16 protein-coding genes and 1 pseudogene are annotated in these 14,106 nt (G+C 60.3%); 6 read left to right on the forward strand and 11 right to left on the reverse strand.

The window, feature by feature from the left end:
- Positions 1-86: 86 nt before the first annotated feature.
- The 6 genes and pseudogenes from J5M56_RS05340 to J5M56_RS05365 all read right to left on the reverse strand — a co-directional run bounded on the left by J5M56_RS05340 (position 87) and on the right by J5M56_RS05365 (position 4,026).
- Positions 87-1,331: an RNA polymerase sigma factor gene (locus tag J5M56_RS05340; RefSeq protein WP_207870197.1), complete on the reverse strand. Its 1,245-nt coding sequence runs from the start codon at positions 1,329-1,331 to the stop codon at positions 87-89.
- Positions 1,331-1,816: an SRPBCC family protein gene (locus J5M56_RS05345; RefSeq protein ID WP_207870199.1), complete on the reverse strand. Its 486-nt coding sequence runs from the start codon at positions 1,814-1,816 to the stop codon at positions 1,331-1,333. Before J5M56_RS05345 ends, J5M56_RS05340 begins: the two co-directional genes overlap by 1 nt.
- Before the next feature lie 18 nt (positions 1,817-1,834).
- A complete protein-coding gene (locus J5M56_RS05350; protein ID WP_060479857.1) occupies positions 1,835-2,179 on the reverse strand; it encodes a YciI family protein in 345 nt (114 codons plus the stop codon).
- Positions 2,180-2,222: 43 nt separating this feature from the next.
- Positions 2,223-2,648 carry a nuclear transport factor 2 family protein gene (locus tag J5M56_RS05355; RefSeq protein WP_186478913.1) on the reverse strand — a complete coding sequence of 142 codons (426 nt, stop codon included), beginning with the start codon at positions 2,646-2,648 and terminating at the stop codon, positions 2,223-2,225.
- A gap of 125 nt (positions 2,649-2,773) precedes the next feature.
- On the reverse strand, positions 2,774-3,412 hold the full coding sequence (locus J5M56_RS05360) for a LysE family translocator (protein WP_186478912.1): 639 nt from the start codon (positions 3,410-3,412) through the stop codon (positions 2,774-2,776).
- Positions 3,413-3,768: 356 nt separating this feature from the next.
- A pseudogene (locus J5M56_RS05365) lies at positions 3,769-4,026 on the reverse strand (DUF2790 domain-containing protein).
- Positions 4,027-4,299: 273 nt separating this feature from the next.
- Here J5M56_RS05365 and J5M56_RS05370 point away from each other — a divergent pair.
- The gene (locus tag J5M56_RS05370) at positions 4,300-4,749 is read left to right on the forward strand and encodes a GNAT family N-acetyltransferase (RefSeq protein WP_225915495.1); all 450 of its coding nucleotides are present in this window, start codon (positions 4,300-4,302) and stop codon (positions 4,747-4,749) included.
- Here the strand turns inward: J5M56_RS05370 and def are convergent.
- From def to J5M56_RS05385, 3 genes are all read right to left on the reverse strand, one after another.
- Positions 4,704-5,240 carry a peptide deformylase gene (gene def / locus J5M56_RS05375; RefSeq protein ID WP_186478911.1) on the reverse strand — a complete coding sequence of 179 codons (537 nt, stop codon included), beginning with the start codon at positions 5,238-5,240 and terminating at the stop codon, positions 4,704-4,706. The genes J5M56_RS05370 and def overlap by 46 nt on opposite strands.
- Entirely contained in the window at positions 5,237-6,190 is a 954-nt protein-coding gene (locus J5M56_RS05380) for a YihY/virulence factor BrkB family protein (protein WP_060479852.1), read from the reverse strand. Before J5M56_RS05380 ends, def begins: the two co-directional genes overlap by 4 nt.
- Before the next feature lie 144 nt (positions 6,191-6,334).
- Positions 6,335-6,514 (reverse strand): CsbD family protein, encoded by a 180-nt coding sequence (locus J5M56_RS05385; RefSeq protein WP_060479851.1) that lies wholly within the window; start codon positions 6,512-6,514, stop codon positions 6,335-6,337.
- Positions 6,515-6,758: 244 nt separating this feature from the next.
- Between J5M56_RS05385 and J5M56_RS05390 the strand changes: the two genes are divergently transcribed.
- Entirely contained in the window at positions 6,759-8,228 is a 1,470-nt protein-coding gene (locus J5M56_RS05390; RefSeq protein WP_207870201.1) for a NosD domain-containing protein, read from the forward strand.
- Between the two features lie 144 nt (positions 8,229-8,372).
- Positions 8,373-8,753 carry a hypothetical protein gene (locus tag J5M56_RS05395; protein WP_186478909.1) on the forward strand — a complete coding sequence of 127 codons (381 nt, stop codon included), beginning with the start codon at positions 8,373-8,375 and terminating at the stop codon, positions 8,751-8,753.
- On the opposite strand, the gene J5M56_RS05400 is transcribed toward J5M56_RS05395, so the two are convergent.
- Complete coding sequence (locus J5M56_RS05400) at positions 8,754-9,590, reverse strand: S1-like domain-containing RNA-binding protein (protein ID WP_186478908.1); 837 nt, start codon at positions 9,588-9,590, stop codon at positions 8,754-8,756. It abuts the gene before it with no gap.
- Between the two features lie 130 nt (positions 9,591-9,720).
- Here J5M56_RS05400 and J5M56_RS05405 point away from each other — a divergent pair, with 130 nt between their 5' ends.
- Positions 9,721-10,581, forward strand: coding sequence for a DUF6279 family lipoprotein (locus J5M56_RS05405; RefSeq protein ID WP_207870204.1), 861 nt, complete (start codon positions 9,721-9,723; stop codon positions 10,579-10,581).
- A 40-nt stretch (positions 10,582-10,621) separates the two neighbouring features.
- Here J5M56_RS05405 and aceK read toward each other — a convergent pair whose 3' ends face one another.
- Entirely contained in the window at positions 10,622-12,337 is a 1,716-nt protein-coding gene (aceK, locus tag J5M56_RS05410; protein WP_207870206.1) for a bifunctional isocitrate dehydrogenase kinase/phosphatase, read from the reverse strand.
- 213 nt (positions 12,338-12,550) lie between these two features.
- Here aceK and J5M56_RS05415 point away from each other — a divergent pair, with 213 nt between their 5' ends.
- The gene (locus J5M56_RS05415) at positions 12,551-13,426 is read left to right on the forward strand and encodes a DMT family transporter (RefSeq protein ID WP_186478905.1); all 876 of its coding nucleotides are present in this window, start codon (positions 12,551-12,553) and stop codon (positions 13,424-13,426) included.
- 13 nt (positions 13,427-13,439) lie between these two features.
- A complete protein-coding gene (locus J5M56_RS05420) occupies positions 13,440-13,898 on the forward strand; it encodes a DUF4265 domain-containing protein (RefSeq protein ID WP_207870208.1) in 459 nt (152 codons plus the stop codon).
- Positions 13,899-14,106: the final 208 nt, after the last annotated feature.

Consider the following 14,106-nt stretch of genomic DNA (forward strand, 5'->3'; position numbering starts at 1 on the left):
GCGCTCCCTTGCGCCCCATTCAGGCAACTGTCTGGGTGGCCTGTGTCTGCCTCTTCGCTAAAGCCGCTCCCACACCGACCGTGCACCTACACTAGCTGGCTCAAGCGCTTTTCGATGTGCCGTCGCTCAGGTGCCTGGCGGGCCAACGCGAGTGCCTTCTGCCACGCCGCTCGCGCCTGCTCGACCTGCCCCAAGTCCTGATGCAACTGGGCCTGCGCCGCATGCGCCAAGTGATAGTCGCGCAACTCGCCGGCCGCCAGAAGCGCCTGCACCGCGTCCAGGCCGGCTTGCGGCCCGTCACGCTTGGCCAATGCCACTGCACGGTTGAGCGCCACGACGGCTGAAGGCCAATGCTGTAGCAGAACATCGTACAGCGCCAAGATTTGCCCCCAGTCCGTCTCTTGCGCAGTTGCCGCCTCAGCGTGCACCGCTGCGATCGCCGCCTGCACGCTGTAGGCTCCAAAGTCCCGGCGGCCAAGAGCCAGGTGCACCAGCTCGCACCCCTCGGTGATCTGTTGGCGGTTCCACAGGCCGCGGTCCTGCTGATCGAGCACCACCAGATTACCGTCGGCATCGCTGCGGGCACGCTGGCGCGAAGCCTGCAACAGCATGAGCGCAAGCAACCCTATGGCCTCGGTGTCCGGCAGTAGTTGCACCAGCAGCCGGCCCAGGCGAATAGCTTCATCGCATAGCGCCTGCTGAACCAATGCCTGGCCTGAGGAGGCCGAATAACCTTCGTTGAAAACCAGATAGATCACCCGCAGCACGCTCTCCAGACGCTCGGGCAGCGCGTGCAGGTCCGGGACCTGATATGCAATACCGGCATCGCGAATCTTCGCCTTGGCACGGACGATGCGCTGAGCGATGGTCGCAGGGCTTTGCAAAAAAGCCCGGGCGATTTGCTCGGTGCTCAAGTCGCAGATTTCGCGCAGGGTGAGTGGCACCTGGGCATCTGCCGCCAGGGCCGGGTGGCAGCAGGTGAAGATCAATCGCAGGCGGTCATCGACCAGCAGTTCTTCCTCACTAGGGTCTTGTGCCTGGCCTTCGATCAGCATGATCAGATCAGCTTGAGCGCGGTCAAGACGGGCCCGCCTGCGCAGCGCGTCGATGGCTTTGAAACGCCCAGCCGAAACCAACCAGGCCCGCGGATTGTCAGGAATACCATCATGCTGCCAGCGCTGCACCGCGATAAAGAACGCTTCATGCAAGGCCTCCTCGGCGAGATCGAAATCCCCCAGCAACCGGATCAGCGTCGCCAGGATACGCCGCGAGTCACGCCGGTACACGCTTTCGACTTCGGCACGCACCTCCTCCTGCGCCAACACCGGCATCAGTCCGGCATCCGCAGGGTCACGACCTCGACAAGGCGATCCAGGCTTTCACCCCAACCCTGATGGAAACCCATTTCTTCATGGGCGCGGCTGTCGGCCGCATTCCAATGCCAAGCACGGGCGGTATAGCGGGTTTTGCCGTGCTCTTCGTCAAAGCTGATCACCGCTGTCATGAACGCCTTGGGCGAAGGTACCCAGCCTGGCCCGAAGGCATCGGTGAAAACCAAACGGCGCGGCGCGGCAATCTCCAGAAACACCCCTTGGCTTGGGTATTCGCTGCCATCCGGTGCACGCATCAGGGTACGGAACAGGCCGCCGACCCACAGCTGCATCTCACATTCAGCAGTGGTCATGCCATGTGGCCCCCACCACTGCATCAGCCATTGAGGCTCGGTCCAGGCGCGGAACACTTTGGCAGGCGGCGCATCGATCAAGCGGGTGATGACCAGCTCATGCTGCGCCGGTGCGTGTTGAGCAAGGGACATTGTTGTTCTCCATTGCTGTTAGGGTTGCAGTTCGCGTATCGGTCTGACTTCCACGCTGCCAACCCGCGCAGCCGGAATGCCCTTGGCGATGTTCAGCGCCTCGTCCAGGTCCTGGGCATCGACCAGGTAGAAACCGGCGAGCTGCTCTTTGGTTTCGGCGAACGGCCCATCGGTGATACTCATTCGCCCGCCACGCATGCGCACGGTGGTAGCGGTCTGCACGGGTTTGAGCGCCTCGGCCGCAACGATGCGCCCGCCGGCATGCAGCGATTGCGCATAGGCCAGGCATTCGGCGTCTTCAGGGCTGTCAGGCAGGCTGTGCAGCAGCCCCTCATCACAATAGACCAGGCACAGGTATTTCATGGGCGTCTCCAGGCGTTGGCAACTTGCATTTGGCGATAGCCGATCAAGGCTTGAGATCGAACAGTGCTTTGTGAGTTTGCATATCGAACGGCGCCGACCAGTGTTCGTGGATCACCTGCCACTGACCGCCGGCCTTGCGGTAGGCGACGGTCACGCGGATATACCCGCACTGGCTCTGGTCATCCTCAGGGCCGCAGCGGTTGAGCCAATGGGCCAACGCCAGCTCGGCCTCGGCATGCACGGTCAGTTGTGAGCGTTCGAAGACCATCGGGCCTGTGCACATACCCATGCACATTTCCCAATGCGCCTGGTAGGCGGCTTTGCCCTTGAATTGCAACGAAGCGATGGCGTCGAAGGCCACGATGTCATCGGCATATGGCGCGGTGATCCTGGGTATGTCGCGATCCCGCACGGCCTGCATCCAAAGGTCGATCAGTTGACGGATTTCTGTTTCGGCTGAGGTATTCATCACAGGGCGCTCCGATCGATCATCAGCGGTACAGGGCTGCCCTGTACCTTCAGATCTTGGTCGAACGGCAGCAGGCCAAATCGACAGGCGCTGAGAACATTTTTTCAAACCGCCATAGCCGCCCTCTAATGGCTGGCGAGGATGAATTCACGATAGCCAGAAATGATCACATACACCGCGAAGTAGCAGAAAATTGCAGCTGACAACAGGTAAGACCACGTCAGCAGCCGGTCACCCAGCAAGCGCCCACCATGGCTGGCCATAGCGCACAGGCCCATGCACCAGACCAGCCCTGCGGCGAAGAAGCCCCCTAGAAAAAGCCCAGCATCCAGCGCACTACCGCCACCGGAGCGGGAGATCAGCACGCCCCCGACGGCCGCGAACCAGAGGATCGCGCTGGGCGACGACATGGCCAGAAAGATGCCCCGCAGAAACTCGCGCCAGCCAGGCTCAACCACCACTTGTGCACTGGCATCCATGTGCCCGCCACGCCAAGCCGCCCACAACATCCTGACGGCGAACCACACCAGCAAGGCCGAGCCGCCAATCCACAGCGTCCAACGAACGCTTTCGAACTGCAACAGCACGGTCATGCCCGCCAGTGCCGCAACGGCGTAGATCAAGTCGCCCACGCACGTTCCCAAGCCGAGCCAGAAGCCCTGCATGAAGCCGCGTTGCATCGCCAGGGTGATCATGGCGATATTGGCGACGCCAATGTCTAGGCACAAGGAAAGGCTAAGAAGAAAACCGTTGGAAAATGGCATTGAATACTCGGAGTCTGGGGCGATCTGGGAGGTAATGCGGGCGGGGGCGAGCCTGCTAGCGCGCGGTGTTTGACTGGCCGGCAAGCACTTGGGTGTAGCGTTTACGATCTACATCGGCACCGCTGGGCGTGATTGGCCCAGCAGCCCAACGTTCGGCCCAGAGTGGCCAGACGCGCTGAGGCCTCGGCGGGGTGTGCTGGTGAACGAAAATCGGCGGCTTTGCGAAGGCGTGGAGGTCGAACATGTCGATCATCCCTATCGGTACGTAAGGCACCGATCCTAAACGCCCTGAGCGCGTTTGGTAAGGTCAATGATGCCCTGTCGCCCCTTGGCGAGGCGGCAGGGCATTGCGCCCATCACCCTTGCTGGCAACCTTCACCCATCGCCCGATACTGGATGGTGTGTACCTGGCCCTGATGGTCTTCGTACGTCATGGTTGCTGGCACCACTTCACAGACATTAGGGATGGTTGAGAGATTGATCACTCGCTTGATGTCGAGGTTCATGGAGTAGTCGTACTGTTGGGCTACAGGCTAACTGGAGACCGGTTGGGCCTCATCAGCGAGGGCGAGCGACGACATACCGACCAGTGCAAGAATCAGTAATGCTTTCATGGGAATTGACCTTTATAACAGTCCAGCTGATCGCGTGACTTCTAATGCCGTCAATGGCGCGGAGAAGTTGTCATCCTCGGCGAAGATGACACGAAGTACCGATCCCGCTTCATCTAATACGGGGGGGATGCCTAGAATTCTACGCTTGTGCTGAAATAGTTGAACGCTGAACTCGGACATTCACCCTTGCAGGATTTGCAATAATCTGAGAAAAAGCGCAACGGCTCTTCACCTTAAGATCCCCAGCCAAAGCCAACCGTTCAAGGTGTCTGCATGACTACCCTGCATTGCACGCTATTGCGCGGCGCCGAGCGCAGATTGCTCGAGCATTTCTATAAACAACATGGTTCGCGCATGCGCCCAGCCAATGACGGCGAATCATGGGTCGCCCGAAGCGATGGCATCGTAGCAGGCCTGTGCCTGAGTGACGTGGCCGGTGGCCGGTGGCTAACAGGGCTGTTCGTCGCACCTCAGGCACGCTGCCAGGGGGTGGCTGCACATTTGGTACAAGCAGCACTGGCCGGCACCTGCGGCTCAACTTGGCTGTTCTGCCAGCCAGAACTCACGCTTTTTTATCAGCGTCTGGGCTTCAGCATTACCGAGCAACTGCCACAGGCCCTGGCCTCGCGCTTGCAACGCTACCAGCGCAGCAAGCGCCTGCTGGCGATGGTGCGGCCTCAGTCGCCGCGCTCATCTAGCCCAGGAAATAGCACATCGGTGTAGCCGAACTTGGCAAAGTCCTGGATACGTGATGGGTACAGTCGCCCTACGAGGTGATCGCATTCATGTTGCACGACACGGGCATGGAAGCCATCGGCAAAGCGGTTGATCGGGTTACCCTGGGGGTCAATACCCGTATAGCTGATGTGCTTGAAACGTGGCACCACGCCACGCAAGCCCGGCACCGAAAGGCACCCCTCCCAACCGTCTTCCTGTTCTGCGCCCATCGGAGTAATGACAGGGTTCAGCAAAATGGTTTGTGGCACTGGCTTAGCGTCCGGATAGCGCTCGCTACGCTCAAAGCCGAAGATCACCAGCTGAAGGTCGATGCCGATCTGCGGCGCCGCCAGGCCAACACCACCAACGTGGTGCATGGTGTCGAACATGTCATCGATCAGTTGCTGCAGTTCGACACTGCCAATCAGATGTTCAGGCACCGGGGGCGCGATGCGCAGCAGGCGCTCGTCACCCATTTTCAGAATGTCACGAATCATCGAGTGTTCGTCTCGGACGTTTGCGGCTCGACGGGGCGTTCATGACCAAGCACGGTGATAGTGTCCTGAGGGGTATCCTCTTCGAACTCTTTCTCACCAGGGTTCTTGCCCTCTTGCGACATATGCTCGATCACCGCGTTCATCTCTGCCCCTAGCAGCAACACCGCGGCGGAAATGTAGAAATACAGCAGCAATACGATGATCGCCCCAATGCTGCCGTACATGGCGTTGTAATCGGCAAAAGTCTTGACGTAATAGGCGAAACCCAACGAGGCGATGATCCAGACCACCACCGCCAGAACAGACCCTGGGGTAATAAAGCGAAACTTCTGTTTCACGTCTGGCATCACGTAATAGATCAATGCGACCGCAACCATCATCAAAATGACAATCGCTGGCAAGCGCAGTACTGTCCACACCGTGACGATGACTTCCTGCAGGCCGACCTGTGCGGCAATCCACTCCATCACCTGCGGCCCGAGCACCATCAGCGCGGCGGCTACCAACAGCATCCCAGCGATGCCGATGGTGTAGATGATCGACAGTGGAATACGCTTCCACACCGGGCGCCCCTCAGGCACATCATAAGCGGCATTCATGGCGCTCATCATCAGCCGCACGCCTGCCGAGGCGGTCCAGAGCGCAATGACGATACCCACCGAAAGCAGCCCGCCCTTGGACTGCTGCAACTGGTCGATCACAGGGTTGACCTGCTCCAGTGCCTGGGGCGGCAGCACCAGTTCTGTTTGCAAACGCAGCCAGGAAAAGAAATCAGGCAAATGTAAAAAACCGATCAGTGCGATCAGAAACAGCAAGAATGGGAATAAAGAAAACAGCATCTGGTAGGCCAACGCAGACGCATAGGTCGACATTTCGTCGTCGAGGAATTCCTTGACGGTACGTACCAGCACTCGGTGCATGGGTAGCCCGCGCAGGTCGGGGAAAATCATAGCGTCTCCTTTCGCCGCTCGATTCTTGAGTACAGCAGGTAAGTCTAATAGACCACGCGCAGGATGTACTGCTCCCGGCCATGCAAGAAATAACGCCCTCACCCGTTTTCGCCTCCCAAGGAGGCAAAAACGGGCGGGCTCAGATCAAGGCTTCTTCACTGCGTCTTTCACGTCGCCCTTGACCTGCTGCGCTTCGCCTTTGAGCTCCTGAGCTTTGCCCTCGGCGCGCATCTTGTCGTTGCCCGTCACCTTGCCAACGCCCTGCTTGATGTTACCAACCGCTTCGTTGGCCAGGCCTTTTGCTTTGTCTTTGGTGCCGCTCATGGCAAATCTCCTGCAGATGGAGACACGAAAAACCGTGTCGACATTTGATGGACCTGGCGGGGTTGTCAGGAGTTTCAAAGAATTTTCCCCGAACGAGCCAAACGGTAAACAGTGCGGGCGAATACCGCACCGAATCAGCCTCTGCGCACTGCGCTAGAGCTGGGCAGTGCCCTAGAATCACAGGTCAGGGCAACCCACGCCGGCTGCCTGCGCACAAGAACAACAGTTTTCGGACCCTCGCCCTATGCGTTTGCTACCCCTGTTCGCGGCCATGTTGCCGTTGCTACCCATACCTGCCTTGGCCGACGCACCGGCCCGCGAAACCCTCGAAGTCACCCGCTATGCCGACGATGGTCAACCCGGCACTCTGCGCTGGGCCATCGAAACCAGCAATCAGAGCCCCGGCCAGTACCGTATCGCCATTGCCGCCGTGGGCAAGCCCCCGTATGTGATACGCCCCAGCCGAGCCTTGCCGGACATCAAAGGCCCGGTGCAGATCACCGGGTTGCCTTGGGCCCGAAACGGCCAGTTCATCGCTATCGACGGTTCGGGTTACATCAAGGACCAGGGCGTGCGTAGCTGCCCCGGCGCCCTGCCCGGCCAATTCGGCACGAACGTGCGCACCACTACCAACCCTGGCCTGGTGCTGCGCGATACGCAGGGGGTGCACATCAGTGGGCTGGAGGTGCGCAATTTCTGTATTGGCATTCTGGTCAATCGCGCCAGCGGCAATGTCATCGAAGACAACCGCATCGTCGCCAACAAAGGTGGCGCCGGCATCATGCTGACCGGCGACGATGGCGCCGGTAACCCGACCGCCACCACCACAGTCAACAACAAAGTGCTACGCAACCAGTTGATAGACAATGGCGATGGCCTGGAGCTGACCCGCGGCGCGGCGTTCAACCTGGTGGCCGATAACCTGTTCCGCTCTACACCGGCCAACCCCGAACCTTCCCAAGGCATCGAAATCCTGTTGGGCAACGACAACAGTGTGGTGCGTAACCGCTTCGAGAACTACTCAGACGGTTTGCAGATCAACTGGGGCAATCGCAACTACCTGGGCGCCAACACCTTCAGCGGCAACTCGATCGGCGTCAGCGTAACCGGCCAGGGCAACATCCTCGACGGCAACCTGATTTACGGCAACCGCATAGGTGTGGCGCTGCGCCCGGAGCCGCAAACCACTGCCAACCGCCTTACCGGCAACCGTATCTGGGGCAACAGCCAGGACATTCGCCGCTGCGAGGCCGGAGGCTCCTGCGTGCCGAACCAACGAACCGGCGCCATCGTCTTCGGTGTACCGGCCCAGGCCCATGCGCTGTATGTGGGTTCACGCGGGGTGGGTGCCGACCTGCCCAAGCAGGAACAGGCGGTCATCTGCGACGCCAAGGGCGCGCCTGAGCCTTGCCAACCGTTGCCCAACCACAATCAGCAGGCGCCTCGGTTGCTCGCGCTCAACGGCAACGCGCTGCAGGGTGAGGTGCAAGGGCCCGCATCGAGCCTGCTGCGCATCGAGCTGTTCGGCAACGCTGATGCGGCTGCGACGGAAGCAGAGCAGTACCTGGGCGAGGTGCTGGTCAATAGCGATGCCAACGGCCAGGCGCAATTCACCCAGGTGCTGGAGAATGCCGCCGGTTTGAAGAGTTTGACCGCGACCGTGACGACGGCCGAGGGCGCCACTTCCGAGTTGAGCAGGCCTATCAGTCGATGACCTTGGCGGCCGCTGCCCGGCCGACTTGGCTCGTGACCCTGGGGTGATGACTGTGGCAGCGGCTTTGAGGTGTCAAACCTTGCCGCGCCCGGTGCCACCCCTCACAATGCAGCCCTAATCAAGCGTCACACCGCAGGAACCTGCATGAAACTCGACAAACCCGCCGCCATCGCCCGCCGCAATCAGGCTTTGGCCAACCCGGTGCTGACCAGCGCCAACACCCTGTTCGCCATACTCGACCGCAAGCGCAACCTGTGGTGGTTCGAAGTGCCGGTGGCCCTACTGCGCAAAGGCCAACCCGACTGGGTGAACCTGTTGCTGCACACCCCGGAAAGCGACGAGCTGCAACACCTCAAGGTGCCGACCAACTTCCTGCGTGCTCACCAAGAGCAAATGGAGGTGCGCAACCCCGGCAAGCGCCGTTCGACCATTAGCCTGGCCTTGAGCGCCGACCGCGACTCGCTGCTGCGCGACACCCGCCCGGGTGGTGAGCAGCTGGACTTCCGTACCTTCGTGCAGGGCTGATCAGGCCTTTTCGATGCGATCGTCATGGATGACGATACGGCCTTGCTTGAACAAGCCACCAATGGCCTTCTTGAAGTTGCCTTTGCTGACGTTGAACATCTGACTGATCACCTCAGGGGCGCTTTTGTCGCTCACTGCCAGCACACCGCCCTGGGCCTCGACTTGCGCCATGATGCGTTCCTGCAGGTCGTCAGCCAGCGCCTTGCCGACCGGCTGCAGGCTCAGTGCAATCTTGCCGTCGTGGCGCACTTCTTTGATGTAACCGTCCACGTGCATGCCTGAGCGCAAGAACTTGAAGACCTCGTTCTTGTGAATCAGGCCCCAATGACGGTTGTTGATGATGGCCTTGAAGCCCATCGGCGTCTCGCCAGCTACCAGCAACTGCACGGGCTGGCCGACCTGGTAATCAGCGGGGCTAAGGTCCAGGTAGCGATCGAGCCGCGAGGTGGCGGTGATGCGCCGGGTCCGTTTGTCGAGGTAGGCATGCACCACGCAGTAGTCGCCGATCTTCAACTGACGGGATTCTTCCGAATACGGCATCAGTAGGTCCTTGGACAGGCCCCAATCGAGGAAGATACCGGCCCCATTGATGTCCTTGACCTTGAGGCTGGCGAACTCCCCCACCTGCACCTTGGGCTTTTCGGTGGTGGCGATCAGCTGGTCTTCGCTGTCCAGGTAGATGAACACGTTCAACCAGTCATCGACCTCGGTTTCGGCGTCTTTCGGGATGTACCGCCCAGGCAGAAGGATCTCGCCATCGGCGCCGCCGTCCAGGTACAGGCCGAATTCCACGTGCTTCACGATTTGCAAACTGTTGTAACGCCCAAGCAGAGCCATTTCCGATGTTCCTCAAGACTAGGCAGCTATTCTACACCGCAAGCCAGCGCACTGCCCGACCACTGATTGAGCGGAACCGCAGCTGGCACCCTGCGTCTACCCATAGGTCAGCCACTGCAAGGACCTGCACATGCCTGTACGCCTCCCCATAGCCCTGCTCGTCGCCGCGGCCTGTGCATTGGCCCTGGCCGCCTGCAGCCGCATGGACCTCGCCTACCGCAACCTTGATCGTCTGGTACCTTGGTCACTCAACGACTACCTGGACATGAACCGCGAGCAAAAGACGCTGCTCGACGAACGGTTACAAACGCACCTGGCCTGGCACTGCCAAACCCAGTTGCCTGGCTACCTCGACTGGCTTGATCGGGTGCGCGACATGGTCGCTAAAAACCAGGTGACAGACCTGGCCTTGCAGCAACGCACCGCTGAAGCGCGCCAGGCCATTGGCCGGGTCGCAGAAGAGATCACGCCATCGGCCAGCGAACTGCTACGTGGAATGACCGATGCGCAAGTGGCCGAGATGCGTAGCGCCTTTGCCGATGACATCCGCGAGCGGCAAAAAGAATATGTAGACACGCCCTTGACCGAGCAGATCGCCAGCCGCAGCGAGCGCATGGAAAAACGCCTGAGCGGCTGGTTCGGCAAACTCAACGATGCCCAGCGCCAGCGGGTGTATGCATGGTCACAAGCGTTGGGTGACCAGAACCGCCAGTGGATCGCCAACCGCCAGCACTGGCAGCAGCAACTGTTGCTGGCGATGAATCAGCGCAATGACGAAAGCTTCGAGCCCCGTCTTGCCACATTGCTACAACACAAAGAGAGCCTGTGGACGCCAGAGTACCGCGCGGCCTTCCACAATACCGAGCATCAGGCCCGCAGCCTGCTAGTCGACTTGCTGCAACTGAGCACGCCAACACAGCGCCAGTACCTGCAAGAGCGGCTGGCCAAAGTACGCACCAACTTCAGCGAACTGAAGTGCCTCAAAGGCTGAACCCATCAACAAGCCCTGGCCCCTGGCCCCTGGCGGGTTGTCAGCGCCCCTTGCGCCGATACGGGAACACGTCGATCACCTTGCCTTCACGAATCGCCGCCTGCAGGCTCTTCCAGTAATCGGCGTCATACAATTCCCCATGCAGGCGGCTGAACAGTCGGCGCTGGCCCATATCGGCAAACAGGAACGGCGGAAATTCCTCGGGGAATACATCGTGGGGTCCAATCGAATACCACGGCTCGCCCGACATCTCATCTTCGGGGTAGCGCGGCGGCGGAATATGCCTGAAGTTCACCTCGGTTAGAAAACTGATCTCGTCATAGTCGTAGAACACGACCCGCCCGTGGCGGGTCACGCCGAAGTTCTTCAGCAACATGTCCCCAGGGAATATATTCGCCGCCGCCAGTTGCTTGATAGCCAGCCCATAGTCCTCCAAAGCCTCGAGCACCTGGGCTTCGCTGGCCTGTTCCAGATACAGGTTGAGCGGGGTCATCCGCCGCTCGGTCCAACAATGGCGGACCAGTACCGTATCGTCCTCGATGGCTACGGTCGATGGCGCCACTTCCAACAGCTCGGCCAGGCACTCGGGTTCGAACTTGCTGCGGGGGAATCGGAAATCGGCAAACTCCTGGGTATCGGCCATACGCCCCACCCGGTCCACTTGTTTGACCAGGCGGTACTTGTCGATGACCGTGGCGCGGTCGACGGTCTTGGATGGCGAAAAGCGGTCTTTGATGATCTTGAACACCGTATTGAAGCCTGGGAGGGTGAACACGCTCATGACCATACCGCGTACGCCCGGTGCCATGGTGAAACGGTCGTCACTGCTTGCCAGGTGGTTGATCAAGGCCCGGTAGAACTCTGACTTGCCCTGCTTGTAAAAACCAATTGAGGTGTAAAGCTCGGCAATATGCTTACCCGGCAGAATGCGCTTGAGAAAGTTGACGAACTCCGCTGGCACCGGCACGTCGGCCATGAAATATGAACGGGTGAACGAAAAGATGATCGACACCTGCGCCTCGTCGGTAATCAAGCTATCGGCCTCTATACCATGGCCCTCTCGGTGCAGCAGCGCGATCACCAGCGGCCATTGCTCGTCAGCGTTGTACAGGCGCCCGACCAGGTAGGCACCCTTGTTGCGGTAAAGCACCGGCACGAAAAGCTCAAGGCTCAGCGTTGGGTCCTTGCACACCCAGTCCGGAAGGGTTTCGCGCAATTGCCCTTCCAGACGCGCGATGTCGCTTTCCAAGTCGCCGTAGGGCGTGTCGAACGGATAGTCGGCGAAAATCCGGCGCAGCAGGTTTTTGAGGCCCGCCCCGAGCGTGTAGGTACGGGTCTGGGCAGCCCGCTGGTGAGCGCGTAGCGATGGCCGAGTGGTGTGGATGAACATGCAGCCGTCACTGATCTGGTCATGGCTGAACAGGCTGCAGAACAGCGAGTTGTACCAGGTTTCCGCCAGCTCATCGTCCAGACGCGGGTCGATCAGGCGGATATAGGCGCTTTTGACCAGTGGCCATTGCTCTACATCCAACAGCGCCTGTTCGTCGAAGCCGTCACGCAGCCAGGCGTTGACCTCGCCGACTTTTTGTTCATAAAGGTTGATGCGCAGCGCCGCTGCACGCTGAATGTCCTGCCAGCGTGCCTGCTCGAAGCGCTCCCGAGCACCCAGGGTGATACGGCGAAAATGCTCGCGATAGTCGTCAAAACCGTCAAGGATCATCCGCGCGATCTCGCCGGCCGGCCAATGCTGGGTCATGGAATCAACCTCGGGGCTTGATGAGATAAAGAGCTTAGCCTGAACTGGCCGCCTGGCGGGCCAGCCTGCGTGCACGATGCCCAGCGCAAAAAGCTCGTCGTGGGAGCGAGCTGGCCCGCGAACCTGCACCAGAGATTCATAACGCAAGAAAGCACAAGATCACATGCGACGCCTGGCGTACACTCGCGCCCTGCCCTGTCCCCGGAGACCGTTGTGAGCCCCATCGCCCTAGCCCGCCTATTGACCCTTGCCGCTGTATGGGGGGCGAGCTTTCTGTTCATGCGTATCATCGCCCCGGAGTTGGGCACCATCCCTACCGCATTCTTTCGGGTTTCCATCGCCTGCCTGGGCCTGATCGGTATTCTCAGCGTGGGCCGCATACCCTGGCATTTCAACGGTAAACTTGGCGCTTGCCTGGTGCTGGGCATGATCAACTCGGGCATCCCGGCCACCTTCTATTCAGTGGCCGCGCAGGTGCTACCGGCCGGTTATTCGGCGATTTTCAATGCCACCACCCCGCTGATGGGGGTACTGATAGGCGCGCTGTTCTTCCACGAGGCCATGACTTTGCCCAAGCTGGCAGGCATTTTCCTCGGCCTGTTCGGTGTAGGCATCCTCAGCGGTGCCGGCCCGGTGGCACTGGACATGGCACTCTTGCAAGGTGCATTGGCGTGCCTGGCGGCCACTACCTGCTACGGCTTTGCCGGCTTTCTTGCGCGGCGCTGGATCAGCGGCCTGGACAGCCGTCTGTCAGCCTTGGGCAGCATGCTAGGGGCCACCTTGCTGATGAGCCCGCTGTTCGCGTGGAGTGCCCTAACCCAACCACCTGCCAGCTGGGGCGGCTGGCAGGTATGGCTTTCCCTGCTGGGCTTGGGCCTGGTATGTACCGCCTTCGCCTACATCCTGTACTTCCGCCTGCTGGCTGAAATCGGCCCGGTCAAGGCCAGCACCGTGACCTTTTTGATCCCGGTGTTCGGCGTGGTGTGGGGGGCATGGCTGCTGGATGAGCCCGTCTCGATGGCGCATGCTTATGGCGGCGTGCTGATCGCCTTGGCGCTGTGGCTGGTGCTGCGCCCAGCGCGGTCCTGAGACGATGCAGAGCATGAGCGATATTTACAGGAAGGTGCTGTTCCGCCTGGAGCAGGACGCCAATGGCTACCCCCCCGCTTCGGTGGAGGGCTTGTGGACGCAGGCGACCCCTCACGGCTACCGGGTCGACAGCATCCCCTTTCATGTCTACGGCATCGCACCCGGCGACATCATTCGCATCCGCTCGGAGGGCGAACAGGCCTGGTTCGACGCCTTGCAACACAGTGCCGGGGCGTCGGTATTTCGTGTGGTGGTCAAGCCACCAGAACCGCTGGAGCAGGTGGTTGCGGCCATGCGCGAGTTCGGCTGCAACTGCGAGATGGAGAAGGCGGTCAGAATGCTGGCGGTGGAGCTGCCAGCAAGCCATTCGGCCGACACCCTGCTTTACTACCTGCTGACCCAGCGCGAGGCCGGGGTACTGGACTTCGAAGAAGGCGTATTGCGCCACGCCATCCCCGAAGACCTGCGCTAGCCATTACGCTTGTCCAAGCTGTAACGGTCGGGTCTTCAGTGATGAGTGAGTTTTGCGATGGGGTGATGGTTCGAGAGGCCGGCACTGGCTCTTTAAGGCTAAAGCCAGTCCAACCCTGTGCTTACACTGTCTTGTTGACCTGTGCAGCTCCCTTCACGCCTGAAGCACCTCCCACAGGTTAAAGATTTCTCGAAGCTTGCCCTGGCGC

The sequence above is a fragment of the Pseudomonas sp. 51_B genome (assembly GCF_017491595.1).
GTDB classification, from domain to species: domain Bacteria; phylum Pseudomonadota; class Gammaproteobacteria; order Pseudomonadales; family Pseudomonadaceae; genus Aquipseudomonas; species Aquipseudomonas promysalinigenes.